The sequence below is a fragment of the Pseudomonas sp. LBUM1648 genome (genome assembly GCF_059716145.1).
This window is the reverse complement of record NZ_CP166808.1, coordinates 183,933-208,609: the sequence shown is the minus strand read 5'-3', so window position 1 is coordinate 208,609 and position 24,677 is coordinate 183,933. Positions and strand designations below refer to the sequence as shown.

Genomic DNA, 24,677 nt, shown 5'->3' with positions numbered 1-24,677 from the left:
TAATTTCCTTCAGCCACAGAGGGGTTCAGCCAATCACCGGGGCGCGTGCCCAATCTATATCCAACGCCGACACCGGCCGCCCAAACCAGTAGCCCTGCCCCAAATCGCATTCCTGTCCCAACAAAAATGCCGCCTGCTCAGCCTGCTCGATCCCCTCGGCATGCACCTGCATGCCCATGCTCTTGGCCAGCGCGATGATCACCCGGACAATTGCAGCGTCATCCTCGTCCCAAGGCAATCCGGCGACGAAACCCTGATCGATCTTGAGCTTCTGCACTGGCAAGCGCTTGAGTCGCAGCAACGACGAATACCCCGTGCCGAAATCATCGATGGCCAGACGAATGCCCAATTCGCGCAAGCGATGCATCTGCTCAAGCGCCACTTCCGGATCGTCCATCACCGCGCTTTCGGTCACTTCCAGTTCGAGATACGCCGGATCCAGCCCGGTATCGCGCAGCACCTGTGCCACCTGCTGATACAGCTCGCGCCGGGCGAAAAGCCGCGACGACACATTCACCGCGACAAACGCCAGTACCACCCCGGCCTGCTGCCATTGGCACATCTGCCGACACGCCTGCTGCATCACCCAAGCGTCGATTTCGGCGATCAACCCGGTGCGTTCGGCAATTGGAATGAATTCCGCCGGCGACACCAGACCGCGCTGTGGATGCTGCCAGCGCACCAACGCTTCAACACCGATCAGGCGACCGGTGTTGAGGTCATGCACCGGTTGGTAGAAAACCCGCAGTTCCTGCTGCTCCAGCGCTCGGCGCAATTCGAAGGCAATCTCAACCCGCTGTTGGGCATGGGCGGTGAGTTCTTCGGTGTATAGCGCGTAACCGTTACGCCCGCTGCCCTTGGCCTTGAACAATGCCGCATCGGCATTACGCAACAGTTGATCGGCACTCAACGCATCACTGGGAAACAGGCTGATGCCGATGCTGGCATTGATGAACAGTTCGTGGCCGTCGATGCAAAACGACTCCTTGAGCGCGTCGAGAATGCGCTGGCCCAGCGCCGCTGCCTGACCGGGCTGTGGACAACTTTCCGCCAGCACCGCGAACTCGTCGCCGCCGAGTCGCGCCAGCGTGATGCCGGTGCCGAACAGCACCTGCAAACGCGCCGCCACAGCTTTGAGCAAGCGGTCGCCGACGTTATGCCCGAGGCTATCGTTGATCATCTTGAAGTGATCCAGATCGAGCAACAGCAGCGCACAGCCACGCTTATGGGTCTGCGCCGAAGCCAGTGCCTGCTCGGCGCGGTCGCCGAACAGCAGGCGATTGGGCAGGTCGGTCAGCGGATCGTGGTGGGCAAGGTGCTTGAGTTCGTGCTCGGAATGCTTGATCGCACTGATGTCGGAAAACACCGCGACGTAATGACTGACCTGGCTCTTTTGATCATCGTGGATGACGCGGATGGTTTGCCACTGCGGATAGATTTCGCCGCTTTTGCGACGGTTCCAGATCTCGCCACTCCACTCGCCCTGGCTTTCCAGCGTCGCGAACATCGCCTGATAGAAACCCGGCGGATGGTGGCCTGACTTGAACAGACTGGGTTGCTGGCCGAGGACTTCATCGCGCTGATAACCGGTGATCTCGATGAACGCGCGGTTGACGTGCACGATCAGGCCCCGGCGGTCAGTGACCAACACGCCTTCGCGGGTGCAGTCGAACACCGCAGCCGCTTGACGCAAGCGTTCGCGATCAGCGTGACGCTCACGCAGACGCGCACCAATGCCGAGAAATTCGCATAACCGCGCCCGCGCCAGGAAGATCAGCCCGGCGCTGAACGCCGCAAAGACATAACCGTTGATCAGTTGCCATCGCGCCAGATCAACGGAGTTATCGAAGAAACTGTTTAATAAATAACCAGTACCTTGCAGCCAGACCGCCGCAAGTACGAGATAGAGCAGCGATGCACGCAAGGCATCGCGATAAGTGGCATACATTCGGCCGTCCATGTCCCTACAAAAAGGTTGGAATTATAGGTCAAGAAACATCCAGCGACTCTTATCTGAAAGGGCGACTGGTTTTATCTGTGTGCTTGGTGATAATGCAACGGCTGTTTTTATCTTTATCGAGGGCCCTATAGCCTATGTGGTACGAAGGTTTTCTTGGCTTGTCGGCCTGGTCACTGGTCGCAGTCACCCTGCTGATGACCCATGTGACAATTGTCGCCGTCACGGTCTATCTGCACCGTTACTCGGCCCATCGCTCACTGGAGCTGAATGCTGGCCTGAAACACTTTTTCCGCTTCTGGCTGTGGTTGACCACGGCGCAGAACACCCGCGAGTGGACCGCCATCCACCGTAAACACCATGCCAAATGCGAAACCGAAGATGACCCGCACAGTCCGGTCGTCAAGGGTTTGTCCACCGTTCTGCGCAAAGGCGCCGAACTGTATCGCGCCGAGGCCGAAAACCCGGAAACCCTGCGCATCTACGGCAAGAATTGCCCGGAAGACTGGATCGAGCGCAACGTCTACAGCCGCTATCCGCTGCTGGGCGTGGCGATCATGGGCGTTATCGACCTGCTGCTGTTCGGCACCATCGGCATCACCATCTGGGCGATCCAGATGATGTGGATCCCGGTATGGGCTGCCGGCGTGGTCAATGGTCTGGGCCATGCCATCGGTTACCGCAATTTCGAATGCCGTGACGCGGCGACCAATCTGGTGCCGTGGGGCATCCTGATCGGCGGCGAAGAACTGCATAACAACCATCACACCTACCCTAACTCGGCCAAGCTGTCGGTGAAGAAGTGGGAGTTCGACCTCGGTTGGGCGTGGATCAAAGTCTTCAGCTTCCTGCGTCTGGCCAAGGTGCAACGTGTAGCGCCGATTGCCCATCGCGTCGAAGGCAAGGGCAATCTGGACATGGACACCGCCATGGCGATCCTCAACAACCGCTTCCAGATCATGGCCCAATACCGCAAGTTGGTCATCGGCCCGCTGGTCAAGCAGGAACTGGCCAAGGTGGATCATTCGGTGCGTCACCAGTTCCACCGGGCCAAACGCCTGTTGTCGCGGGAAACCAGCCTGTTGGAAGATCGTCATCACGCACGCATCCAGAACATGCTCGAGCACAGCCAGTCGTTGAAAGTAATTTACGAAAAACGCCTGGCCCTGCAGCAGATCTGGGTCAAGACCAGCGCAAATGGCCACGACATGCTCGCCGCCATCAAAGAATGGATTCACGAGGCCGAAGCCAGTGGCATCCAGTCCCTGCGCGAATTTGCCGACCAGTTGAAAACCTACTCGCTGCGTCCTGCGGCAGTCTGAGACCGTTGATCGGTGCGCCCGAACTCCCGGGCGCACCCTTCGGAACTTCACCCTAAATCCCCTATCTCAAAGACTTCGCCATTCCGGCGGGTTTAGGCGTGGCCGTTGTTGTCGACACGGCACGCTCTCTGAGATCTGTGCCGATGGTCAATAACAACCAAAAAGACTCATCCCTCCCGCAGTGGCCCGAGGCCGCGCAAACCTTGATGGCGCTGATGCACGCCCAAGGCGAAGTCGCCCGCCTCAGTGAGCGCGAACAACTGTTCAGCTCGCTTCTGGTCAGCGTCAACGCCGTGCTATGGGCCTTCAACTGGGAAACCCGTCAGGTGCTGTACGTCAGCCCGGCCTATGAGCGGATTTTCGGCCGCTCAGCGGGGCTCTTGCTCGCCGACTACAACCAGTGGCGCGACAGCATCTACCCTGATGATCTGGACTACGCCGAACGCAGCCTCGCCGAAGTGCTGCACCAAGGCGCCGTGGAAGATCGCGAGTACCGCATCATCGCCGCCGACGGCCAGGTGCGCTGGCTCAGCGACAAATGCTTTATCAATCGTCAGGACGAACCCGGGCAACCGGTGATTATCGTCGGCATTGCCGAGGACATCACCGACAAAAAGCAGATGGAAACCGAACTGCAACGCCTGGCCACCACCGACGTGCTGACTCAAAGCAGCAACCGCCGACACTTCTTCGAATGCGCCCATCACGAATTCGAACAGGCACGCCTGCAAGGCGCGCAGCTGGCCTTTCTGCTGCTGGATATCGATGACTTCAAAGTGATCAACGACAGTTACGGTCATCCGCAGGGCGACAACGTGTTGCAACAGATCGCCGAGTGCGGCCGTGGCTCGCTACGCCGGGGAGATCTTTTCGGGCGCATTGGTGGCGAAGAGTTTGCGGCGGTGTTTCCCGGTTGCGCGCCAGACATGGCCATGCAGGTAGCCGAGCGGCTACAACAGCAGATTCAGCGTTTGAACTTCAGCCATGAAGGCCAGACCTTTGGCATCACCGTGAGCCAGGGCCTGACCAGTCTCACGGTAGAGGACGAGAGCCTCGACAGCCTGTTCGCCCGCGCGGATGCGGCGATGTATGAAGCCAAGCGCCAGGGCAAGAACCGGATCATCTCAGCCTGACCCCCCACACATAACCCATGTAGGAGCTGCGGCACGCTGCGATCTTTTGATCTTGCTTCTAAAAAACAGGATCAAAAGATCGCAGCGTGCCGCAGCTCCTACAGGATTGGAGTTTGTCGAGGCACGTTACTTACGCATCCGCATCAACTCCGGCAACCCGATCTTGAGCAATCGCGCCGTGCGACTCTTCGCCAGTTCCTCAACGCCCTCATGCTCAGTCAGGCGAGCCATTTGCGCCGCCATGTTCATCACCAGCGCCTCACGGGAATACACTCCGCCACCGAGCTGGTAGACCGAGGCAATCAACTCGCGCAGCTCCAGCGGCAGCCGCCAGCGAGTGCGTAGCGCCGAACCGTAAGCCGCGCCGAATTCGGCTAACGCGTCGCCGACTTCCTCCCACTCATCCAACTCACCGCCCGCCTGCTTCCACTCCTGCAAACAGCGCAGCAGCGCGAGATCGCCCAAGCAATGCAGCATGCCTGCGCAATAGCAGCGCTCCTGATCCAGATCGAGCAGACGCGCCAAGGTGCGCGCGTACTCGGCGGTGTGCAGCGACAACCCCCAATAGCGCTCGGCGTAATCCGCCAGACACGGATCACTGAGCTTGGCGCTGCGCTTGAGCGCCAGACCGAGAATCAGATTCATGCTCTGCCCAGTGCCAAGCCGATGCAGCGCCTGCGCGAGCGTCTGCACCGCCGTGCCATGGTGTTGCGCGGCACTGTTGGCGGCGGCGATCAACACGGCGGTGATCTGCGGATCGGTTTTTATCTCATCTTCCAGCAGCTTCAGATCAAGGCCGTTGGGATTCAGGCTGCGTTTGACCGCCACCTGCACATCGGTCATCAATGGCGCGCCGTCAGCCAGCTCGCGGCGTCGCTCAAGGAACACCGACAAGGTCATGCCTGGCGCCAATGTCGGCACTTCACAGAACACCTCTTCACCGGCATTGAGCAGCAAACCCTGCAAACGCTCGGTCAGGCTCTCCATGTTCAACGGCTTGGCGAGGTAGGCGGTGGGCGCCAGCGGCAGGGCTTCGCGCACGCTGGCGCTATCGGTACGGCTGCTCATCAGAATGAACGGCAGCGGCGGATTGCGTTTGCGCTGACGCACGCTACGCAGCACGTTCAGCCCATCGGTGCCGGGCAATTCCCAATCAACAATGGCCAGGTCATAGGGCACGTCACGCAGCATGTCCAGGGCCTGCTGGCCATCGGCACACAGATCCACTCGAGCGTCGCAACGCACGTTCAGCAATACTTGTTTGAGCAGGTCACGAGACCATGGGTCGGCCTCGGCAATCAGCACTCGGGGTACGGCGGGTAAAACAACGGCAGTCATGCGCGCTCTCCCTTGCAATGCTTGAACCTTAGCCAATGCTGGCGATTCGATACAGCACTAAACCTGTGGATGTGATTCAGGAGGCGGAAAAAAACCCGCCGAAGCGGGTTTTTTGTCTATCCGATCACACGGTGCCGGGCCTTACAGCTCCGAGAAGCACTCCTCGATGATCGCCAGACCTTTGTCCAGTTGCTCGTCCGGCGAGGTCAGCGGTACGAGTACGCGCAGAACGTTGCCGTAGGTGCCGCAGGACAGCAGGATCAGGCCCTTGTCACGAGCCTTGGCCACAACGGACGCCACAGCGGCAGCATTCGGTTTGTGGCTGTCGCCGTTTTCGAACAACTCGACGGCAATCATCGCGCCCAGGGCACGGACTTCGCCGATCACCGGGTACTTGGCCTGGATGGCTTTGAGGCCAGTGACCAGACGCTCGCCAACAGCCTTGCAGCGGTCCAGCAGTTGTTCTTCTTCGAACACTTCCATCACGGCCAGGGCCGCGGCGCAAGCGATAGGGCTACCGGCGTAGGTGCCGCCCAGGCCGCCTGGAGCGATGGCGTCCATGTACTCGGCCTTGCCGCACACACCGGCCAGCGGGAAGCCGCCAGCGATGGATTTGGCGAAAGTGGTCAGGTCGGCAGCAACGCCCATCTGTTCCATGGCGAAGAACGTACCGGTACGGCCAGCGCCGGTCTGTACTTCGTCAGCGATCAGCAGGATGCCGTGCTGGTCGCACAGGGCACGCAGACGCTTCATGAACTCCTTCGGCGCGACGTAGAAACCACCTTCACCCTGTACAGGCTCGATGATGATCGCAGCGATGTCTTTCGGCTCGGCGTCGTTCTTGAAGATGCGTTCGATGGAAGCGATCGAATCGTCGATGCTCACGCCGTGCAGTTCGTTCGGGTACAGCGCGCGGAAGATGCCGCCTGGCATCAGGCCCATGCCGGCCGAGTAAGGCACGACTTTACCGGTCAGACCCAGGGTCATCATGGTGCGACCGTGGTAAGCGCCAGTGAACGCGATCACGCCGGCACGGCCAGTGGCGGCACGGGCGATTTTCACGGCGTTTTCCACGGCTTCGGAACCGGTGGTGACCAGCAGGGTTTTCTTGGCGAAATCACCTGGCACCTTGGCGTTGATTTTTTCGCACAGCTCAACGTAAGGCTCGTAAGCCAGCACCTGGAAGCAGGTGTGGGTCAGCTTGTTCAGCTGTTCGGTCACGGCAGCGATGATTTTCGGGTGCACATGGCCGGTGTTCAGCACAGCGATACCGCCGGCGAAGTCGATGAATTCACGACCTTCAACGTCCGTTACGGTCGCGTTCTTCGCGGATTCGGCGAAGATCGGGTGAATCTGGCCAACACCACGGGGTACAGCAGCGGTACGGCGGGCCATCAGTTCAGCGTTAGTCTTGCTCATTACAGTCCTCATTCGCCGCTCATCGGGCGGCGTGGTTCAAGGATTAAGCGGGAGGAAGCGACGGTGGCAGCATGCGATGATCGACTGCCACGGCGTTCCCGGCCGCAGAGAAAATTCCGGTTTAAAACGACGCAAAGGGACAGCGCTCTCGTGCCCTTTGCGTTTGCAGCGATCCCTTTCTCGGCTTAGATGCCCAGGCAGAGGTATTTGATTTCCAGGTAATCTTCGATGCCGTACTTGGAGCCTTCACGGCCCAGGCCCGAAGCCTTGATGCCGCCGAATGGCGCGACTTCGTTGGAGATCAGACCGGTGTTGACGCCGACCATGCCGTATTCCAGGGCTTCGGCCACACGGAACACACGGCCCAGGTCACGAGCGTAGAAGTACGAGGCCAGACCGAACTCGGTGTCGTTGGACATCGCGATCACTTCGGCTTCGTCTTTGAAACGGAACAGCGGCGCCAGCGGGCCGAAGGTTTCTTCCTTGGCCACGGCTGCGTTTTTCGGCACGTTGGTCAGGATGGTCGGCTCGAAGAAGTTGCCTTCCATCGGCTTGCCACCGGCCAGTACGGTGGCGCCTTTGGCGACAGCGTCAGCGATGTGTTCTTGCACCTTGGCAACGGCTTTTTCGTCGATCAGCGGGCCAGTGGTGGTGCCGTCTTCCAGACCGTTGCCGATCTTCAGCTTGGCCACTGCCACTTTCAGCTTCTCGGCGAACGCATCGTAGACCGAATCCTGAATGTACAGACGGTTGGCGCAGACACAGGTCTGGCCGTTGTTGCGGTACTTGGAAATGATCGCGCCTTCGACGGCCTTATCCAGATCTGCGTCGTCGAACACGATGAACGGCGCGTTGCCGCCCAGTTCCAGCGAGACTTTCTTGATGTCCTTGGCGCATTCCGCCATCAGTTGACGACCGATTTCGGTCGAGCCGGTGAAGGACAGCTTGCGCACGATCGGGTTGCTGGTCAGCTCGCTGCCGATGTCGCCGGCGCTGCCGGAAACAACGCTGAACACGCCCGCAGGAATGCCGGCACGCTGGGCCAGTTCAGCCAACGCGAATGCGGAGAATGGAGTTTGCGAAGCAGGCTTGAGCACCATGGTGCAACCGGCAGCCAGCGCCGGGCCGGCCTTACGGGTGATCATCGCTGCCGGGAAGTTCCACGGGGTAATCGCCGCGGTCACGCCGATCGGTTGCTTGATCACGATCAGGCGTTTGTCCGGCTGGTGGCCCGGAATCACGTCACCGTAGATGCGCTTGGCTTCTTCGGCGAACCACTCGATGAACGAAGCGGCGTAAACGATTTCGCCCTTGGCTTCGGCCAGCGGCTTGCCCTGTTCGAGCGTCATCAGGCGAGCGAGGTCGTCCTGGTTCTCGATCATCAATTCGAACCAGCGACGCAGCTTGCCGGCACGCTCTTTGGCGGTCAGTGCACGCCAGGCCGGCAGCGCTTTATCAGCGGCTTCAATGGCACGGCGGGTTTCGGCAGCGCCCATCTTCGGCACGGTGCCGAGGATTTCGCCAGTGGCCGGGTTATTGACCTTGATCGTCTGACCGTTGTCCGCATCGACCCAAGCGCCATCAATGAAGGCTTGCTGGCGGAACAACAGGGTGTCTTTAAGCTGCATGTCGGCTTTCCTTAACAGCACCGCGGCCTGCGCGGAGCAAATTATGATTGTAGAAAGGCGCCTCGCAAGGCTGCCGTCAGGGAAATCAGTGACCGGGTGAGGCGCATAAGATAGTGCACGACTCGAAACACCTGCGCTTCAACACCCCATCAACGAGCGTTTGAAATCTCAAACGGATCGTAGGAGCAAAGGGGTTAAAGGACAATAGGGCGTTCGAAAAAAAGAACAAAAACGGCGTGTTTGTGGAAATTTTCAGATCAACGAGCAAAAAGCTCCAGCCGCAGCAAAACCATAGATCAGCCCCGCGAAAGCGCCAAGCGAGGGTTTTGCAGGACGTTACCGCTTTAAGGAATGCAGCGGATTTATCCCGACACGCGCACTGACAATACGCCCCAAAACCCAGCATGGACGCCCCGAGCCGACCTAGGTATGATGTCGCCCGCTGCACCAGTAGCTCAGCTGGATAGAGTACTGCCCTCCGAAGGCAGGGGTCGTGGGTTCGAATCCCGCCTGGTGCACCACTGATTTAAACGAAAAAGCCCCGGACTGTGATGGTCCGGGGCTTTTTTGTGGGCGTTGGTTTTCAGCCTGATCTGGCTAGCGATCCGGGGTGTGGGGATCGAGTACTCGAGCGATGTCTCGCGCGCTATGCAGAACCCTCTCTATCTGAACATCTCTCTCAACAAGTGAGTAAAAAATCAGGTAGCGACCGTGGGCGATCATTTTCAGCCCCCTGGCACACTCCTCTCGGGAAATTCCTTGATTCGGTTGGCTGGTCAACTGATCACAGCGCACACGCAACTCACCAACGAAGGTCCGAGCACGTCCAGGGTTGTCACGAGCGATAAAGCGGGCGATCTGTTGCAGATCCTCTCGAGCCATTGCGGAAAATAACAACCGCGTCATAAGCGATTTTGCTCAGCTTCGATGTCATCTATAAGCGCATCAATCTCAGCAAAAACGGTGTCGGCTGCGACCGCCGGACGAGGATCGTTACGACTTGCAGCGATTGCCTCGCGCAATTCAGCCGCTCGCAAGCGATCCAGCAACTCCTGATAAGTGGCATGGGCCAAGAGATAGGCAGCTGGGCGATTATGGTTGAGAACAGCGATGGGCTCCGAACCGGCAAGCTCGATCACAGTACTGGGGCTGCGTTTCAGTTCAGTAATGCTTACTGAACGACTAGCCAGCAGGTGCTCCATGACGCCTCCAAAAGTACGAAAAATAGTACCTTATAGTGCCCCTTTTCAGCACGGAGGGTCAACGAACAGATAAATGGACAATGGCAGTTGGAAACTTCAGGGGGAGGAAATGATTTTTTAAAGGGAATTCCTCAAACAGCTTCACTCCGTCGTCCAATCAAACTCATCGTAATCCTCATCCTCGTCGTCTTCCCCCTCAACCCCCTCTTCAAAGACGCCGTCTTCCTCAAGCACATCCTCTTCCTGCTGACTCAGCAGAAATTCCTTACGCGCTTCAGTAATCGCGCGGCGCATCTCTTCGCCCTTTTGCGGACAATTGAGGAGTTGGGCGATGCGGTCGATTTTTGGTGCCACGGTGTTCTCCAGCGATTCAGCTATGGCCCGATAGTGCGCGTTTTTGCGGGGCAATGCCAAATGGCTGGGCGAACAGGCGGTCAGTTCTGCTGGATTTTTTCCAGTCGGGCGTCGAGGTCGGCGTTGGGGTAGCGTTTGTGCAGGTTGTTGAACAGGGTGTCGGCCGCTTTTGATTCGCCGGATTCGCGCAGGCGCAGGACTTCGCGCAGTTGTTCGTCGAGGCCGTTGGCCGGGGCGGCGGCGCGTTTGCTGGTTTTGGCTTCGTCGGCGCTGAACGCTTCGCCTTGCATCGGCGCGGCCATTTCTGCCATCGGCGCGGGAGCGGACAATGCTTCGGGCGCTTGTTTACGCGCCATTGATGCGGCGGGTTTGGCGGCCGGGGCGAAGTCAAATTGCGGCTGCGGTTCGGGGGCGCGTTGCACCAGTGAGAGCATCAGTGCGACGCCGACGAGGCTGGCGAACGCGACTTGCCAGCGCGGTTTGCGGCAAGCATCCAGCCAGCGTTGCCACAGGCTTGGTTTCGGCGCGGGAGTTTCGCGGTGGGCAGCATTGAGGATGAACGCATCAAGGTGCGCCGGCGGTTCAACGTTGTGCTGTTCGCGCACATGCTTAATGACCGGATCTTCGGGTGTCTGGCGGGCGTCAGTCATGTCAGTACCTCCTCGGCCAGCAGCCGACGCAGTTTTTGCTGGGCATAGCGCAAGCGGCTTTTGACGGTTTCCAGCGGTGTTTCGGTGAGGCTGGCGATTTGTGCCAGGTCGAGGTCGCCGTGGGCGCGCAGCAGGAACACTTCGCGCTGGTCGGCCGGCAGGGTTTGCAGTGCGTTTTCCAGGCGCTGGCTGTCGCGGCTGAGGCTCAGCAGTTGTTCCGGATCACTCGCCTCATCGCTGACCGCGTGCGCCTGTTCGTCGTAGCTGTCGTGCAGCGGTTGATGGGCGCCGTGCTTGCGCCAGTGGTCGACCAGGCGATTGCGGGCAATCTGGAACAACCAGGTACGAAAGGTCGCTCGTCCTTGTGGCTGACTGGTGCTGCGGATCAGGCTCAGCCAGGTTTCCTGAAAGACTTCGTCGGCCAGTTCCGGTTTGCCGCTCAAACCGAGCAGAAATCGATAAAGGCCCTGACGATGACGGGCATACAAGATCTCGAACGCCGCGCCGTCGCCCTCGCGATAACGCGCCAGCAGCGTTTCATCGCTGCTGGCGGCCGGGCTGTCTGGCGAAGCAAACAGCTGACTGATGAAGCCTTTCAGACGACTCACTATTCAATCCGTCGCTCAGTGGGCAGCGTATTCGATGCAGTTGAAGTGCGCAGGCTCTGCGTCAGTTCGACCAGTTGCACGAACTCGTTGCGCAGGCCAAAACGATCATCGCCCCGCGCGCCGCGCGCCAGCGCTTCGGTGTCTTTCAAGCTGAAGTCGCCAGTGTAGCGAGCGTCCTTGAGTTGCTGGGAAAACGCTGCAACGGCGGCGGCAAAGCGCAGGTCTTCGCTGGCCGGTGCGACCTGATTGGCAATCGGCCGCTCGATCAGCCGACTTTTCCCACCTTCGGGCTGTTGATATCGCACACGCAGCATCGCCAATTCCCCGTTCTTCTCGGCAACAGCCACACTCGATTTGCCGTAGCGCAGTGGTTCCAGCCAGCCCTTCTCGCCTGTCGGAACAATTTCATACAGCGCGGTCACCGTGTGTCCTGCACCGATTTCGCCGGCATCGACTTTGTCATTGCTGAAGTCCTCACGCTTGAGCGCACGGTTTTCGTAGCCGAGCAGGCGGTATTCGCTGACCTGCGCCGGGTTGAATTCCACCTGCAGTTTGACGTTTTTCGCCACCACGGCAAGGGTCGAACCGAGTTGATCGACCAGCACTTTGCGCGCCTCGCGCAGGTTGTCGATGTAGGCGTAGTTGCCATCGCCTGCATCGGCCAGTTGTTCCATCAAGTGTTCATTGTAGTTATCCACACCAAAACCCAGGGTGGTCAGGGAAATACCGGTTTTACGTTTATCCACAGCCATTTGTTTAAGGCTGCCAAAGTCGCTGACGCCGACGTTGAAGTCGCCGTCGGTGGCCAGCAGGATACGGTTGATGCCTTTGGGAATGAACGCTTGTTGTGCCATTTGATAGGCCAGTTCGATGCCCGATGCGCCAGCGGTCGAGCCACCCGCCGTTAACTGCTCGATGGCGGTACGAATCTTGGCTTTTTCCCGTCCGGAAGTCGGCTCCAGCACCACTCGGGATTCACCGGCATACACCACCAGCGACACACGATCCTGCTCGCGCAATTGATCGACCAGCAGTTTCAGTGTGCTTTTGACCATCGGCAGGCCTTCGCGGCGATCCATTGAGCCGGACACGTCCACCAGAAACACCAGATTGGCCGGGGCCAGTTCTGCCACGGCGCGGTCGGAGGCCTTGATACCGATGCGCAGCAATCGGGTGTGCGGATTCCACGGTGAAGCCGCCAGTTCGGTGGTCACGCCAAACGGCGAGCCATCGTTGGGCAATGCGTAGTCGTAGGGAAAGTAATTGACCATTTCCTCAAGTCGCACCGCGCCTTCCGGCGGCAGGCGTCCCTGATTAAGCAGGCGACGAACGTTGGCGTAGGCGCCGGTGTCGACGTCGGCGCTGAAGGTCGAGACCGGGCTTTCGGAGACGCTGTGGATGGGGTTGTCGGCCAGCTTCTGATACTGCTCACGCTGCTCGTCGCGATAGCCTTGTGGATAACTTTCCCGCGCGGGCATCGCAGCGAAACTGGCGATCGGTGCCGGGCGAACACTGCGCTTGGCCATCGCACTGTCGGCCAGCACAGCTTCATGCTGCACCATCGTTTCAGGCTGAGCCGGCGCGGCAACGGATTCCGGATTGGACGAAACACCACAACCGGCGATGGCCAACAGCACGCCGACCGCAACAGGTCGCAGAAAAGGCAGTGAACGGGACATGGGGGCTGACCTCGGGATGAAATTGATCATTCATCCACTGAGACGGGCAGCCCTTTCAGTTCGGGTTAAACGCGACTGAAAAAATTTTCAGCGGTGATAACGCCGCACCGCACTGCTGTTGCGCAGCACATGGCCTTTGATTTTTTCCATCAGCTCGGCGCGGGTCAGACCGGCCGGCAGTGCGTCCGGGGCCAGGTCGAGGGCGTAGATCTGGATGATGTAGTGGTGCGCGCTATCTCCCACCGGTGGGCACGGGCCCATATAGTGAGTGTTGCCTTTGCTGTTGGTGCCGCCGACGCCTTCGAACGCGGATTTGGCACCGACACCGGCCGCAATCTGGTGAGTCGTGGCTTTGATGCCGTAGTGAATCCAGTGATCGACGCCCAAGCCTTTCTGGCCGTCCGGGTCGTGCATGACGATCGCGTAGCTTTGTGTACCGGCAGGGCCGGCGTTCCAGCTCAGCGCCGGCGACTGGTTCTTGCCGCCGCAACCGGCTGCATCGCTGGCCGCTGCCGAGGTGAACAGACGGTTATCGGACACACCAGGGATGCTGAGGGTGAAGCGCTCCTGGGCCTGCGCCGGAAACTGCACGCAAAGGGCGACGGCAACGGCCGCCAGCCAAGGGTTGAGAGAGGTCAATCGGGTCATTCCGGGAGCACCTTGTGCAGTGGGGCCGTCGTCGGCCTGCAAACTATAGCTGTACCGTTCGTGCCGTGGCAGTGGCAAATGGCAAATGGCAAATGGCTGAACCTCGCACACTTGCGCAAACTCGTAAGAGAAATGCCCGCGAGGAAGTCGAACATGTCCCTGCACCGTGTCGCCCGTTTCGCCGATGTCCCGCAAGACCGTGGCCTGGAAGTCAAAATCGGCGATTTGAAGATCGTTGTGCTGCGCGCCGCCGGCCAATTACGTGCGTTTCAGGGCGAATGCCCACATGCCGGCGCGCCATTGGCGGACGGCGCGTTGTGTCATGGTCGGCTGATCTGCCCATGGCACAAGGCTGCTTTCCGTATTGAAGACGGCGCCTTATGCGAACCGCCTGCCCTCGACAGCCTCAAGCGGTATCCGTTGGAGCTACGCGGCGAAGAGGTTTGGGTCGATGACCAGCCGATCGCCGATCCGCACACGCCACCGGCAGACGATTCACGCACGTTCGTGATTGTCGGCGCCGGTGCGGCGGGCACTGCATGCGCGGCGGCGCTGCGGGAAAAGGGATTTGGCGGGCGCATAAAGATGATCGACCGCGAAGCAGACGCCGGTTACGACCGCACAGTGCTGAGCAAATTTGTCCTCGCAGGCGAAATGTCGCCGGAAGAAACCCCGCCGCTGCGCGATGAAGATTTTTACAAAGAGCAGCGTATCGAGCGCATTCAAGGCGAAATCACTTCGCTCGACGCCCCAGCGAAAACCCTTCACCTGAACGATGGCCAAACCGTGAATTACGACGCCGCAGTGCTGGCCACGGGCGGTGAACCCAATCCGTTGGAGTTGCCCGGCGCGGATCTGCCGCAGGTGTTCCTCCTGCGCTTAAAAGCCCATGCCGAACAGATCATGCACGCGGCCCAACCCGATCAACGTGCGGTGATCATCGGCGACAGTTTCATCGCCCTCGAATGCGCCTCGGCGCTGCGCCAGCAGGGTCTCGATGTCACGGTACTCGCCCGCCACGCGATTCCTTTCGCCGCCCAGTTTGGCGAAGCCGTGGGCAAAGCCATCCGTGCGCTGCACGAAGAAAACGGGGTGAAGTTCATCACCGAGCATGAGGCCGTGGAGATCACCGGTCACGACAAAGTCGAGGCGGTTTTGCTCGACAACGGCTTGCGGATTGCAGCGGATCTGGTGCTGGCCGGCGTCGGCGTGCACCCGGCCACCGAGGCTTTCACGGTATTACCACGGGAGAAAGACCATTCACTGCGGGTCGACGGCGGCATGCGCGTATCGGAAGGTCTGTGGGCGATTGGCGATATCGCTACGTTCCCGCTCAACGGCCAGCCACAGCGCATCGAACATTGGCGCCTAGCCCAGCAACACGCGCGAATCGCCGCTGCCAACATGCTTGGCGGCGACGAGCACTATCTGGATGTGCCGTTTTTCTGGACGTGGCACTTCGGCAAGAACTACGACTACCTCGGCCACGCCGAGGATTGGGATGAAGTCGAGTTCATGGGCGAGCCCGAACAGCCGCCCTTCCTCGGGCTGTTCGGTCAGAACGGTGTTGTGGTGGCCGCTGTGGCTTGCGAAGAGGAGCGCGCCATGGCGCTGCTGGCCGAGCGAATGAAACAGCCGCTGTCGATCACAGAGGCCTGGCAGTTGATTTGCGAAGTCAGGTCATCCGGTTGACCGGCTCACGATTGTCGTCGTCTTCGGCATGCAAAAAGATCACTCTCGGGTGTTCAAGCGGTGCCAGCGGCGGCGGCAATTCGGCCTGCTGCACCGGCCAGAAATGCGTCACCACATGGCTGATGTCGCCTTCCTGATCGTTGTGAATGGTCATCACCCCCGGGGTGCGCAGCTTTTGCAAGCGGTCGTCGCACAGCTTGAAACTCTTGCTCAGCCCCTCATCGTCGACCACCGGCGCCGGCAGTCGGCGCTGGGCGAAGCTGCGGCTTTTGCGGTGCTGATAACGCGCCCAAGTAATGAGGATCACCGCGTTCACCACCGCCACCCACAGATAAATCTGCAAGGTGCCGAGCGCATCAAACGCCGAGCTATCAATCCGCGGCCCACCTTCGTGGGTTTCGATCAATGGCCACAGGCCTTGCACCAATAGATACAGCAGGCCAACCCAAGCGATAACGGTGAAGATCACATCGATCACGACCAGAAACGGCCGTTGGCGAGTCCGGATGATTTTCATTTGATGACCTCCTCTTCGTCGTCCCCGATCGGCTTGATACCACGGTCAGGGCTGACCCAGCGCGCACGCTTCTGATGTTGGCCAAACAGCACCTTGGGAAAACTGACCAGCGTGGTCAGCAGGCTGACAAACCAGAACGCAATCGGATACCAGACCACCCAGAACATGGTCTTGCCCAACCCCGGCTCGTAGCGCCGGTCAATGATGATGCTGACGGCAAACTGCACCAGGCAGACAAAGGCCAGCAGCAAACCGGTAAACGCCGGCGGCATCAGGTGATCCACCGCGATGGCTTCCGGCATGACCACGAACTTGCCGACGCCCCAGAAGATCACCGACAACAGGAAAGTGAACGCCCAACCGGTGGACAGGCAGTATTCGAACAGCAACGGCCACAGGTAACGATGGCGGTACTGCCAGATGCCACGAATGTTCTTGAACAACACCTCGGCGCCGCCCTGAGCCCAACGCAAGCGCTGCTTCCACAGACCGCCGAGGGTTTCCGGCATCAGAATCCAGCACAGCGCGCGTGGCTCATAGAAGATGCTCCAGTGATCGAGTTGCAGCTTCCAGCTGATGTCGATGTCTTCAGTGATCATGTCCGGGCTCCAGTAGCCGACCCGGTGCAGTGCCGTGCGACGGAACGCGACGATCACGCCCGACACCGTGAAGATCCGCCCGAACACTCGTTGTGTGCGTTTGATCAAACCGATGATCGACGAGAACTCCCCGACCTGCACCCGCCCGACCAGCGTGGAGCGTGTGCGAATCCGTGGATTGCCGGTCACTGCGCCCAACCGCGCGTTATCCAGCATCGGCGCGACCAGATAGGCTGCGGTGTTCGGCGCCAGCAGCGCGTCACCATCGATGCACACCAGATACTCACTGCGCGCCGCGATCGCACCCATGCGCAGGGCGACGGCCTTGCCCTGGTTTTCCGCCAGGTGCAGCACCCGCAGCCGTGGGTCTTCCTTGGCGATCCTGTCCAGCACTTCGGCGGTGTTGTCCTTGGAGCCGTCGTTGATCGCGATGACTTCGATGTTCGGGTAGTGCTGGGCCAGCGCCGCGTGAATCGTGTCGGCAGCGTTGTCGCCTTCGTTGTAGCAAGGGATCAGGATCGAGATCAGCGGTTCGCCCGCCAGCGGCGGCGGCAGGGTGTCGTCCTTCCACGGCCAGTGGCGTTCCCAGTGCAGCCAGAAATACAGGCCACCGGCAATCCACAACCCCGACATGAACAACGGGTAGAAGAACACGAAGTCCATCAGGAACTGGCCGGTGACGAGGAAAATCAGTCCCAGCGGCACGCCGAGGACGAGCGCCAGAACAAGCAGGGCTAACAGTCTATCCAGCATGTTATGGGTTCCATTTATTGGAGAGCGCAGGCCGGACGGTTTTCAGGTCCGGCAGGTTGTCGAGGAAGTTGTCCGGGTAGTAACCGAAACTGGTCGCCCCCTGGCGCTTGAGACGGCCCATCCAGTCGGCAAGTTGTTTGCCATCGATGTCGGCCTGTTCTTTTTTGGTCCAGTCGCGCGCCTGCAATTCGAACACGGTGCGATTCAGCGCTCCGGGACGCTTTCTGACGGTTTCCACCAACGACTCCAGCCACGGCCCGGACTCTGCCTGGGTCTGTTTTTCCATCAGCGGCATCGCCATCGGCGCCGTCCAGTCGTAGATCGCGAGGAAGTCGTCGAGGTTCTGTGCGTACCATTCTTCGCTGTGTGGATTGAGCATCGGCTCGGCGAAGATGTTGCGCGCGGTCAGCACCTGCGGGCCGCGAATGGCGCGAACCTTGGCCGTCAGCTCATTGGTGAAGTCGATCAGGTAGCAGCTCTTGAATCGGGTCCAACGCTGCATGGCAGCCGGGTCATCGCGCAACGCCGCGATCGAGCCCGGCAAGCCGCTGGCTGCATAGGCTTTGAGCGCCGCCGGGCTGGCATCTTCGAAGTCCGAGAGCAACGCGTCGTCGTGGTAGAGAATGCCGTTGACCGAGGTCAGGCGCGCCACGTCTTCGTAGATTTCACCGATGATCCGTCGCACTTCAGGATCGAACGGCGACAAGCGTTGGTACTGATCCGGATCCACCGAGGTGATGCCGGTTTTCGGGTCCCAACGGGTCACGCGCGGCAGCTTCGAGTCGAGGCCGAAACTCAGCACCGGCATCCACGCGAAGACCTTCACGTTAGCGCGGGTACGTAGTTGCCAGGCGACGCGGTTAAAAATATCCGCACGCACCGGCAAGTGGCGGTTGGGGAAGTACAGCGAATGCACCAGGCCATCGCCCTTGGGATCGGCGAAGGCTTGCAGGAACACCGTGTTGGCGCCCAAGTCAGCGATGCGCTGCACCAGTTTGCCGAGATTAATGTCCTGCTGCGCCGGATCCGGGTCGTAGACGTTGTCCAGATCGACATGCACCACGCGCATGACGAAATCCGACTGCACGTCGACGATACTGTTGGCGAAACGCGCGCCGTCAGGATCCGAGGCGACGAGAAAGCGCGGGCTGCTCATCAGGTTGTCGAGGGCGTCGAGACCGTCTTCGAGGGTCAGGGCCATTTCGTAGCCTTCCTCGCCTACCACGGTCAGCGAAGTACCATCCGCCGCGCCGTATGGCCAGACCCACACGCGCGGTTTCTTACCGGTGACTTTGCGAATTTTTTCCGAAATGTTGTTCACGTCAGTGCGGATCCGCGCCTGGAAATCGGCCTCGGATTCATAGCGTTTGGTCACTGGGTCATAACGCCGGGTGGCAGCTGCAGGCTGCAGGTTGCCCTGCGGGTTAGCCAAAATACCTTTGTGGTTGGCGTCGGTGTGGGCAGCGATTTCCACCAGCCCGGAGCGTGAGATTTCGCGAATCTGATCCCAGGTCAGGAAGTCGGAACGCGGGCGCGGAGCACCGGCGAAATCCACTGGCTGGTTCAGCGGCGTGTCGATCCAGCTGCCGACCGGCGCCAGCAGCGCGTGCCAGTTATAGGCACGCAGCACCGGCAACACACGGGTGTAGAAGCTTGAGTAACCGTCGTCAAAACTGAGCAGGATCGCCTTCGCTGGCAGCTCCGGCCCGCCCTTGCGTGCGGCCATGATCTGATCGACCGTCACCGGTTTGTAGCCGTTTTCCCGCAGCCACGCGAGCTGCTCGATCAGGCGCTCGGTACGCACCGCCACCACAGCCTGATCGGGGTCGCGATCTTCGACATCGTGATAGGCGATGCCCAACACATGATTTTTCGGCCACGGTTTTTCACTGGCCGCCACCGGGCGCTCCGATGGCGGGGTGAATGCAGGGGCTTGTTGGGCGCAAGCGCTGGCCAGCAGCACCCCCAGCAAAAGGATGAAACGCGAAATCAAAGGCATCTTCAAACTCTTCTAGAAGCGGAAAGTGAGGTCGACGAGCAGACGCAGATCGGTCTCCCGATCACCGTCGTAGGGCCGGTTGATCACACTGAACAAACCGCCCACCTCGAACACGTCGTTCCAGGCATAACGTTGGCCATAACCGATCAGCGCCATGCCGCCAGTGCCGTGATCACGCTGGCTGTACGTCCCCGCGCCGGCCTGGAATTGCTGGCTCCAAGAGGTTTCATAGCGGTGATAGAGCACGTGATTGACGTTGACCAGTGGCATGACGCTGAAGTCCGACTTCGGATTGAAGTACGGCACATCATCGGATTTGGAGTTGTGGCTGGTGCCGACTTCCAGTCCCGCATCGACCTGCACGTTCGGCGCGCTGTAGACGCCCTCGCGTCCGGTGAGCAAGGCTTCGACACGGTTGTTGCCGTCGCTGAAGTGCGACGGGCTCACCGACAGCCGCCACTCGCGGCTTTCGTTGGCGCGCCAGCGAATGAAACCGCTGCCGCCATTGGCCTTGATATCGCTGTTGAGCGCGCGCAACGGCGTCTCGGCCGACAGGTATTCGAGGCTGCCGCCGTACTGCCAGTGGTCATTGATGTCGCGGGCGATCGCCAGACGTGCGCCCTGTTTGTCGCCGAAGCCGTAGGAATGGTTGGAGACTTCGGCTTCAAGCGTCATGTCGCGGGTGCGACGTTCCAGACCGACGCGCTGGAAACGGTGGTGGCCGGTGCCTTCGGCGAAGTCGCCAGTGGCATAACCGGCGCCGGCGAACACGCGCCAGTCTTCATCGATGGGCGGACTGTACAGGGTGGTCTGAATACCGAAATCGCGACTCCCGCTGACCGCTCCGGCGTCGCCACTGCCACCGCCGTTGGCCTTGCCGCCGTAGGCTTCGACGCGCAGTTCGGACATGTCGTGGACTTCACGCTCGCGCGCCGCGCGCTGAACCTGACGGTTGTCCGGATATCGCGCCACCACGTCGTCGGTGAGTGCATCCATCTGCCGCCATTCCTGCAACGTCATGGCTGTGCGCGCTTGAGCGACTTCCAGGCCCATGTCGCGGGGCACCATGCTCTCGGTTTCCTTGAGCTGATTCTCGGCGCGGCGCGGCCAGTTGCGAGCCAGGTACAGATCGGCCTGTGCCAGACGCAGGCCGGTGTTGCCCGGCGCCTGTTCGACCAGCGTCTGTAAACGCTCCTCCCCGTGTGGCAGGTCGGAACCGTAGGTGCCGGCCTGTGCCGCGAGTTGTTGGGCGTCCATCCACTCATCGTTGGGATTGCCGATGGGGAGGCCTTTGAGTTCGATGCGCGGGCGCTGGGACTTGGCTGCATCCTCGGCGACTTTGCGCGCTTCGTCGGCGCGGTCGCTTTCAAGCAGCGAGTAATACAGCGCTGTTGTGTCTTCCAGACGATCGCTGGCATCGGCGTCCGGAGCTGCCAGCACCTGACGGTAGAGGTCGGTGGCGAGTTCCGGCTGACGTTGATCGAGATAAGACGCCGCCACCCAACGCAGGGCGTAGGTCGGGATCTTCACGCCTTCGCCTTGCAGCTTCTGATATTCGCTGATGACATCACCGGTGCGCGCCCGGGCCTTGAGCGCACCCATGCGGTCGATGCGCCAGCGGATCACGTCATCGTGAGCGGTGGCGTCGGGCGTCCAGGTGGCGAGCAGTTTGTCGTAATCGGCCAACGCGCGGTCGGCGATCACATAGCGTTCTTGTTCGCTGCGGGTAGCGAGTTCGGCGAGGCGCACGCGCTCGGCAGCCAGATCGCCTTCGAGGCGGCGCAGGGTGACCGGATCGATCAGGCCCGGACGCTGATTGGCCAGACGCAGCGCCGGTTCCGGCAGACGCGCCTTTTGCAGCGCGACCACGTATTCGCGGGCGACTTCAGGTTTGCTGCCGGCGCGGATAAAGGCCTGATCGTATTCGAACAGGGCGTCGTACTGCTTGCCTGCACGGCTCAGCGCGTAGCCGAGCGCCAAACGACGGGAAGGATCATCGGGTTTGGCTGCCACCAGCGCTTTGGCGCGGGTGACCGCTTCGTCGGGTTTGCCGGCGTCAGCCTGCGTCAGAGCCAGTCCCAGTTGCAGGTCTGCGTTATCCGGCTCCAGCGCCAGCGCCTTGTTGTAAACCTGAGTCGCCTGATCCCAACGTTTGAGGTTGCGATAGGCACGAGCGGTGGCGGTCAGCGCCTGAACCGGCAGCACTCGGTCACGGCCCTGGGTTTCATAAACCTTGACCACTTCGGCGTCGAGTCCGGCCCAACTGGCGATTTGCAGGTGATCGCTGATCTGCCCGGTAGTCGCCTGACCCGGCGGCACCTGGCGCAGCACATTCAGCGCAGGCGTGGTTTGCCCGGCACGGGCATCCCGCACCATCTGATCGTAGGGTGTGTCGGCAAACGCCAAGGCCGGCCAGAGCAATTGGCTGCACAGCGCGACTCGAAACAAAGGGCGTAAACCACGATGTAATACAGGACCATCAATACGCGGCATTCGTCAGCATCCTTACATGGCTAGCCGGGTCGTAATGCCCTCCTTGCCCATTCGTAACGGGGCCGAGCCAGGAACGCTCAGCCAAGCTTAGTCAGGCAGTTTGCATGCAAGCGAGGACCGAAATTCAGAACACAATAATTGTTCAGAATCGGCCGGCGGCTCGGCCGCGACACCGAAAAGCCGAACGCCAGACAGCAAAACGCCCGGCGTCTGTGGGTACAGAGGCCGGGCGTTTCTATTAAGAGCGCAGTATTACTGCACTTGCGTGACGCCCGCGAACTTGCTCATCAGGAAGCCGACGAACTGCTCGACGGTCATCTTCTGGCCGTTGAATTCCACCTGATTGGCGGCGTAATGCAGCTTGGTCACAACGTTGGTGCCCTCTACGATCGCCAACTGCGAGCCGACCGCCATCCCGGAGAACATGTCGGCCGCGCCGGTAGCCCCATCGACGATGGCTTTGGCATCAGTCTGACCATCGAGTTGCGCCTGCACGCTGAGCAGATCAATCAGCATCGGCTTGGACACGGTGATATTGAGATCAAGCAACGCGATCAGTTGTTTGCCCAGTTGATCCGGCGGCAGATCCATCGATTGCGGCTTGGTCAGGTCGATCACCAGATTCGCGCGGCTCTCACCGTTGGCGGTTTTCAGCGACAGATTCTCCAGCGCCACTTGCGGGCCAGCGGCCAGCAGTTTTTGCAGATCGGCTTTGACCTGCGCCGACTCGGCTTCGGTCAGGTTCAGCTCCGGTGCCGGCAGGCCGGCTGCCGTGGCTTCGGCGGCGGCTTTTTCGTATGGCTGCAGTTTGGTCTGGTAGATCTGCATCAGTGACATCGTCGACGGAATGTCGAGGTTTTTCAGGCTCATGGCCATGCTGGCCGAACCGATTTTCTTGTCGTTGAGCGTTACTTCACCCACCGTGTAGTCAGCACGGCCGGACGCATTGCTGCCGTTTTCTTCGGTGAGGTTCTTCATTTCGAAGTTCTTCACGCCGAGCACCGATTGCTTGGTGCCGAAGGTGGTTTTGCTGTTGGACAGCTCCAGGGTGTTGTTGCCGGTGTAGTAGCCGTAGCTGCTCTTGGTGAGGTTGCTCGCCAGGGTCAGACCGTTGAGTTCAATCTGCACCGGCGCCTGATCTTCAGCCACAGTCACCAGTTTCAGGCTGTCCATGTAGCCATCAGCCTTGACCTTCTGTGCCTGGGCGCTGGCGGAGATGTTCAGGGTCAGGCCGGAAAACTTCAGGCTCGACTGCTCATCCAGCGCGGTTTCCAGTGGCAGCAGGTCGACGGTGCTGGTGGTGGACTCGTCGTAGCCGATGTTGGTTACGCCTTTGAGCGGGTCAGCGCCCTTGGTGGCGGCGAACCATTTTTCGGTGGCCGGATTCTTTTCCAGCTGGTAGTTGCTGGTGGCCATGACCGGCAGCCATTTCAGCGACACCAGACGCGAGAACGGCAGCGGGCCGTGCTCGATGTGGTCGACGAACAGCAGCTCGACCGGCGCATCGCCAAACATCTCGCCTTCACCCTTGAGGCGATAGTGCGCGGTGCTGGTGAAGGTATGGCGCTCCAGCGACACCAGTTCCAGCGACGCGGTGCCGTTGGAACCGGCCATGGCGGTTTGCAGTTCTTTGTTGGCGTTAGAGACGGCGTTGTTCAATACGCCTTCGATCTTGGTCCCGGTGTACCAGGCCCCGCCTGCGCTGATCGCGCCGATGGCAACAACAATTCCGAGTAGCACGCCTGCTGATTTATTCATGAATGACCTGATCGATTTCCGTGGCTGAAAGTGTGGTCGTCTTCCCTGAACCCGTGACCGGGTTGCGGCTCGACTCCGCTGAATTTAGCGGTGGAGATTAGCACTGGGCGCGGGAGACGGCCCAATGTTTAAAGGTGAAAGAGTGTCTATGGGGAGTGTGGACAGTCGACAGGTCGGGAGAGTTTCAGTGTTTTTCAGTCCGCCTTCGCGAGCAGGCTCGCTCCCACAAGGACAATACTGTACCTGTGGGAGCGAGCCTGCTCGCGAAGGGGCCAGATGATTCAGCCAAAAATCATGAATACTGAACCTCGATCTCATCGAGTTGATGATCAAAGCTCTTCAGCCGCGCCGTCCAGGTATACACCAGCACCTCGAAATCCCGATCAATCACCGCCCCGCCCGGCCCATCGGCGCGTGGGTCGCAGAAATCCAGTTGATAGCGTTCGCGGGCCATGGCCGTGGCGACGTCGGACAATTCCCGGGCATTGTTCAGCCAGTGCCAACCTTCGCTGTCGATCTGCTTGTCGAGCTCCAGACACTGCTTCTTCAGCGCTTCGAGGCTTTTTTCCAGCGGCGTGCCGGTGAGTTCGCCCATGACTTCGGCGAAAGTCCGGCCGGGCTGCCAGTAGCTGCCCCAGAAATATCGGTCGAACACGGTTTCGACCTTGCGCAGAGCAACTTTGGTGTCCCAGATCAGCACCAGGGTCTTGCCCTGTTCAAGTTGTCGCTTCTTCACCCGCTGAACCTGGAGCGATGCCCAAGCCACCACCACGATTGCCATGACCGCAATCAGCGCGACGGCGCTGTCGAGGAAAACCATGGCCTTGTCGATCTGGTGGGCCAGCATGATGCCGTAAAAATAGGTGGCCGAGAGCAGCACCAACGCTACGAGGGCGCACCAGAAGCCGAGAGCGTAAGGGTTTTTCAT

General features: G+C 60.1%; 20 protein-coding genes and 1 tRNA gene. 4 read left to right on the top strand and 17 right to left on the bottom strand.

Annotated features, from left to right (window positions below; all coding sequences use genetic code 11):
* Positions 1 to 25: 25 nt before the first annotated feature.
* Positions 26 to 1,948 carry a phosphodiesterase DibA gene (gene dibA, locus ACA043_RS00900; RefSeq protein ID WP_497658442.1) on the bottom strand — a complete coding sequence of 641 codons (1,923 nt, stop codon included), beginning with the start codon at positions 1,946 to 1,948 and terminating at the stop codon, positions 26 to 28.
* A 146-nt stretch (positions 1,949 to 2,094) separates the two neighbouring features.
* On the opposite strand from dibA, the gene desA reads away from it, so the two are divergent.
* Both desA and ACA043_RS00890 read left to right on the top strand, forming a co-directional pair.
* On the top strand, positions 2,095 to 3,279 hold the full coding sequence (gene desA, locus ACA043_RS00895) for a delta-9 fatty acid desaturase DesA (RefSeq protein ID WP_401264713.1): 1,185 nt from the start codon (positions 2,095 to 2,097) through the stop codon (positions 3,277 to 3,279).
* A gap of 143 nt (positions 3,280 to 3,422) precedes the next feature.
* The gene (locus tag ACA043_RS00890) at positions 3,423 to 4,412 is read left to right on the top strand and encodes a GGDEF domain-containing protein (protein ID WP_401264711.1); all 990 of its coding nucleotides are present in this window, start codon (positions 3,423 to 3,425) and stop codon (positions 4,410 to 4,412) included.
* A 126-nt stretch (positions 4,413 to 4,538) separates the two neighbouring features.
* On the opposite strand, the gene ACA043_RS00885 is transcribed toward ACA043_RS00890, so the two are convergent.
* From ACA043_RS00885 to gabD, 3 genes are all read right to left on the bottom strand, one after another.
* Positions 4,539 to 5,750 carry an HDOD domain-containing protein gene (locus ACA043_RS00885; protein ID WP_489879619.1) on the bottom strand — a complete coding sequence of 404 codons (1,212 nt, stop codon included), beginning with the start codon at positions 5,748 to 5,750 and terminating at the stop codon, positions 4,539 to 4,541.
* 141 nt (positions 5,751 to 5,891) lie between these two features.
* Positions 5,892 to 7,169 (bottom strand): 4-aminobutyrate--2-oxoglutarate transaminase, encoded by a 1,278-nt coding sequence (gene gabT, locus ACA043_RS00880; protein ID WP_007917687.1) that lies wholly within the window; start codon positions 7,167 to 7,169, stop codon positions 5,892 to 5,894.
* 185 nt (positions 7,170 to 7,354) lie between these two features.
* Positions 7,355 to 8,797 carry an NADP-dependent succinate-semialdehyde dehydrogenase gene (gabD, locus tag ACA043_RS00875; protein ID WP_401264704.1) on the bottom strand — a complete coding sequence of 481 codons (1,443 nt, stop codon included), beginning with the start codon at positions 8,795 to 8,797 and terminating at the stop codon, positions 7,355 to 7,357.
* A gap of 444 nt (positions 8,798 to 9,241) precedes the next feature.
* Here gabD and ACA043_RS00870 point away from each other — a divergent pair.
* Positions 9,242 to 9,318 (top strand) — tRNA-Arg (locus ACA043_RS00870).
* Between the two features lie 76 nt (positions 9,319 to 9,394).
* Here ACA043_RS00870 and ACA043_RS00865 read toward each other — a convergent pair.
* The 7 genes from ACA043_RS00865 to ACA043_RS00835 all read right to left on the bottom strand — a co-directional run bounded on the left by ACA043_RS00865 (position 9,395) and on the right by ACA043_RS00835 (position 13,938).
* Positions 9,395 to 9,679: a type II toxin-antitoxin system RelE/ParE family toxin gene (locus ACA043_RS00865; RefSeq protein ID WP_401264846.1), complete on the bottom strand. Its 285-nt coding sequence runs from the start codon at positions 9,677 to 9,679 to the stop codon at positions 9,395 to 9,397.
* A 20-nt stretch (positions 9,680 to 9,699) separates the two neighbouring features.
* The gene (locus ACA043_RS00860) at positions 9,700 to 9,999 is read right to left on the bottom strand and encodes a type II toxin-antitoxin system Phd/YefM family antitoxin (protein WP_187680290.1); all 300 of its coding nucleotides are present in this window, start codon (positions 9,997 to 9,999) and stop codon (positions 9,700 to 9,702) included.
* A gap of 141 nt (positions 10,000 to 10,140) precedes the next feature.
* A complete protein-coding gene (locus ACA043_RS00855) occupies positions 10,141 to 10,413 on the bottom strand; it encodes a hypothetical protein (RefSeq protein WP_497658441.1) in 273 nt (90 codons plus the stop codon).
* 20 nt (positions 10,414 to 10,433) lie between these two features.
* Positions 10,434 to 11,003, bottom strand: a complete 570-nt coding sequence (locus ACA043_RS00850; protein WP_497658440.1) for a hypothetical protein — start codon at positions 11,001 to 11,003, stop codon at positions 10,434 to 10,436.
* Positions 11,000 to 11,581 carry an RNA polymerase sigma factor gene (locus ACA043_RS00845; protein WP_497659613.1) on the bottom strand — a complete coding sequence of 194 codons (582 nt, stop codon included), beginning with the start codon at positions 11,579 to 11,581 and terminating at the stop codon, positions 11,000 to 11,002. The genes ACA043_RS00850 and ACA043_RS00845 overlap by 4 nt, the downstream gene beginning before the upstream one ends.
* 29 nt (positions 11,582 to 11,610) lie before the next feature.
* Positions 11,611 to 13,290: a vWA domain-containing protein gene (locus tag ACA043_RS00840; protein ID WP_497658439.1), complete on the bottom strand. Its 1,680-nt coding sequence runs from the start codon at positions 13,288 to 13,290 to the stop codon at positions 11,611 to 11,613.
* An 87-nt stretch (positions 13,291 to 13,377) separates the two neighbouring features.
* Positions 13,378 to 13,938 carry a YbhB/YbcL family Raf kinase inhibitor-like protein gene (locus ACA043_RS00835; protein ID WP_497658438.1) on the bottom strand — a complete coding sequence of 187 codons (561 nt, stop codon included), beginning with the start codon at positions 13,936 to 13,938 and terminating at the stop codon, positions 13,378 to 13,380.
* Between the two features lie 153 nt (positions 13,939 to 14,091).
* On the opposite strand from ACA043_RS00835, the gene ACA043_RS00830 reads away from it, so the two are divergent.
* On the top strand, positions 14,092 to 15,630 hold the full coding sequence (locus ACA043_RS00830; RefSeq protein WP_497658437.1) for an FAD-dependent oxidoreductase: 1,539 nt from the start codon (positions 14,092 to 14,094) through the stop codon (positions 15,628 to 15,630).
* On the opposite strand, the gene pgaD is transcribed toward ACA043_RS00830, so the two are convergent.
* The 6 genes from pgaD to ACA043_RS00800 form a co-directional block, all read right to left on the bottom strand.
* Positions 15,614 to 16,147, bottom strand: a complete 534-nt coding sequence (pgaD, locus tag ACA043_RS00825; protein ID WP_489879615.1) for a poly-beta-1,6-N-acetyl-D-glucosamine biosynthesis protein PgaD — start codon at positions 16,145 to 16,147, stop codon at positions 15,614 to 15,616. The genes ACA043_RS00830 and pgaD overlap by 17 nt on opposite strands.
* The gene (pgaC, locus tag ACA043_RS00820; protein ID WP_187680298.1) at positions 16,144 to 17,499 is read right to left on the bottom strand and encodes a poly-beta-1,6-N-acetyl-D-glucosamine synthase; all 1,356 of its coding nucleotides are present in this window, start codon (positions 17,497 to 17,499) and stop codon (positions 16,144 to 16,146) included. The genes pgaD and pgaC overlap by 4 nt, the downstream gene beginning before the upstream one ends.
* Before the next feature lies 1 nt (position 17,500).
* Positions 17,501 to 19,498: a poly-beta-1,6-N-acetyl-D-glucosamine N-deacetylase PgaB gene (gene pgaB, locus ACA043_RS00815; protein WP_497658436.1), complete on the bottom strand. Its 1,998-nt coding sequence runs from the start codon at positions 19,496 to 19,498 to the stop codon at positions 17,501 to 17,503.
* 12 nt (positions 19,499 to 19,510) lie between these two features.
* A complete protein-coding gene (pgaA, locus tag ACA043_RS00810; RefSeq protein ID WP_497658435.1) occupies positions 19,511 to 21,991 on the bottom strand; it encodes a poly-beta-1,6 N-acetyl-D-glucosamine export porin PgaA in 2,481 nt (826 codons plus the stop codon).
* 252 nt (positions 21,992 to 22,243) lie between these two features.
* Entirely contained in the window at positions 22,244 to 23,749 is a 1,506-nt protein-coding gene (locus ACA043_RS00805; protein WP_497658434.1) for a YdgA family protein, read from the bottom strand.
* Between the two features lie 292 nt (positions 23,750 to 24,041).
* Complete coding sequence (locus ACA043_RS00800) at positions 24,042 to 24,677, bottom strand: NADH:ubiquinone oxidoreductase subunit N (RefSeq protein ID WP_187680302.1); 636 nt, start codon at positions 24,675 to 24,677, stop codon at positions 24,042 to 24,044.

Bases quoted from the DNA above. Each gene is read 5' to 3' on its own strand.
- ACA043_RS00890 (WP_401264711.1), top strand. From the start codon at position 3,423: ATGGTCAATAACAACCAAAAAGACTCATCCCTCCCGCAGTGGCCCGAG.
- pgaA (WP_497658435.1), bottom strand. From the start codon at position 21,991: ATGCCGCGTATTGATGGTCCTGTATTACATCGTGGTTTACGCCCTTTG.
- ACA043_RS00860 (WP_187680290.1), bottom strand. From the start codon at position 9,999: ATGGAGCACCTGCTGGCTAGTCGTTCAGTAAGCATTACTGAACTGAAA.
- ACA043_RS00830 (WP_497658437.1), top strand. From the start codon at position 14,092: ATGTCCCTGCACCGTGTCGCCCGTTTCGCCGATGTCCCGCAAGACCGT.
- gabD (WP_401264704.1), bottom strand. From the start codon at position 8,797: ATGCAGCTTAAAGACACCCTGTTGTTCCGCCAGCAAGCCTTCATTGAT.
- ACA043_RS00800 (WP_187680302.1), bottom strand. From the start codon at position 24,677: ATGAAAAACCCTTACGCTCTCGGCTTCTGGTGCGCCCTCGTAGCGTTG.
- ACA043_RS00850 (WP_497658440.1), bottom strand. From the start codon at position 11,003: ATGACTGACGCCCGCCAGACACCCGAAGATCCGGTCATTAAGCATGTG.
- ACA043_RS00885 (WP_489879619.1), bottom strand. From the start codon at position 5,750: ATGACTGCCGTTGTTTTACCCGCCGTACCCCGAGTGCTGATTGCCGAG.
- gabT (WP_007917687.1), bottom strand. From the start codon at position 7,169: ATGAGCAAGACTAACGCTGAACTGATGGCCCGCCGTACCGCTGCTGTA.
- pgaC (WP_187680298.1), bottom strand. From the start codon at position 17,499: ATGCTGGATAGACTGTTAGCCCTGCTTGTTCTGGCGCTCGTCCTCGGC.
- ACA043_RS00805 (WP_497658434.1), bottom strand. From the start codon at position 23,749: ATGAATAAATCAGCAGGCGTGCTACTCGGAATTGTTGTTGCCATCGGC.
- pgaD (WP_489879615.1), bottom strand. From the start codon at position 16,147: ATGAAAATCATCCGGACTCGCCAACGGCCGTTTCTGGTCGTGATCGAT.
- ACA043_RS00840 (WP_497658439.1), bottom strand. From the start codon at position 13,290: ATGTCCCGTTCACTGCCTTTTCTGCGACCTGTTGCGGTCGGCGTGCTG.
- ACA043_RS00835 (WP_497658438.1), bottom strand. From the start codon at position 13,938: ATGACCCGATTGACCTCTCTCAACCCTTGGCTGGCGGCCGTTGCCGTC.
- dibA (WP_497658442.1), bottom strand. From the start codon at position 1,948: ATGTATGCCACTTATCGCGATGCCTTGCGTGCATCGCTGCTCTATCTC.
- pgaB (WP_497658436.1), bottom strand. From the start codon at position 19,498: ATGCCTTTGATTTCGCGTTTCATCCTTTTGCTGGGGGTGCTGCTGGCC.
- desA (WP_401264713.1), top strand. From the start codon at position 2,095: ATGTGGTACGAAGGTTTTCTTGGCTTGTCGGCCTGGTCACTGGTCGCA.
- ACA043_RS00865 (WP_401264846.1), bottom strand. From the start codon at position 9,679: ATGGCTCGAGAGGATCTGCAACAGATCGCCCGCTTTATCGCTCGTGAC.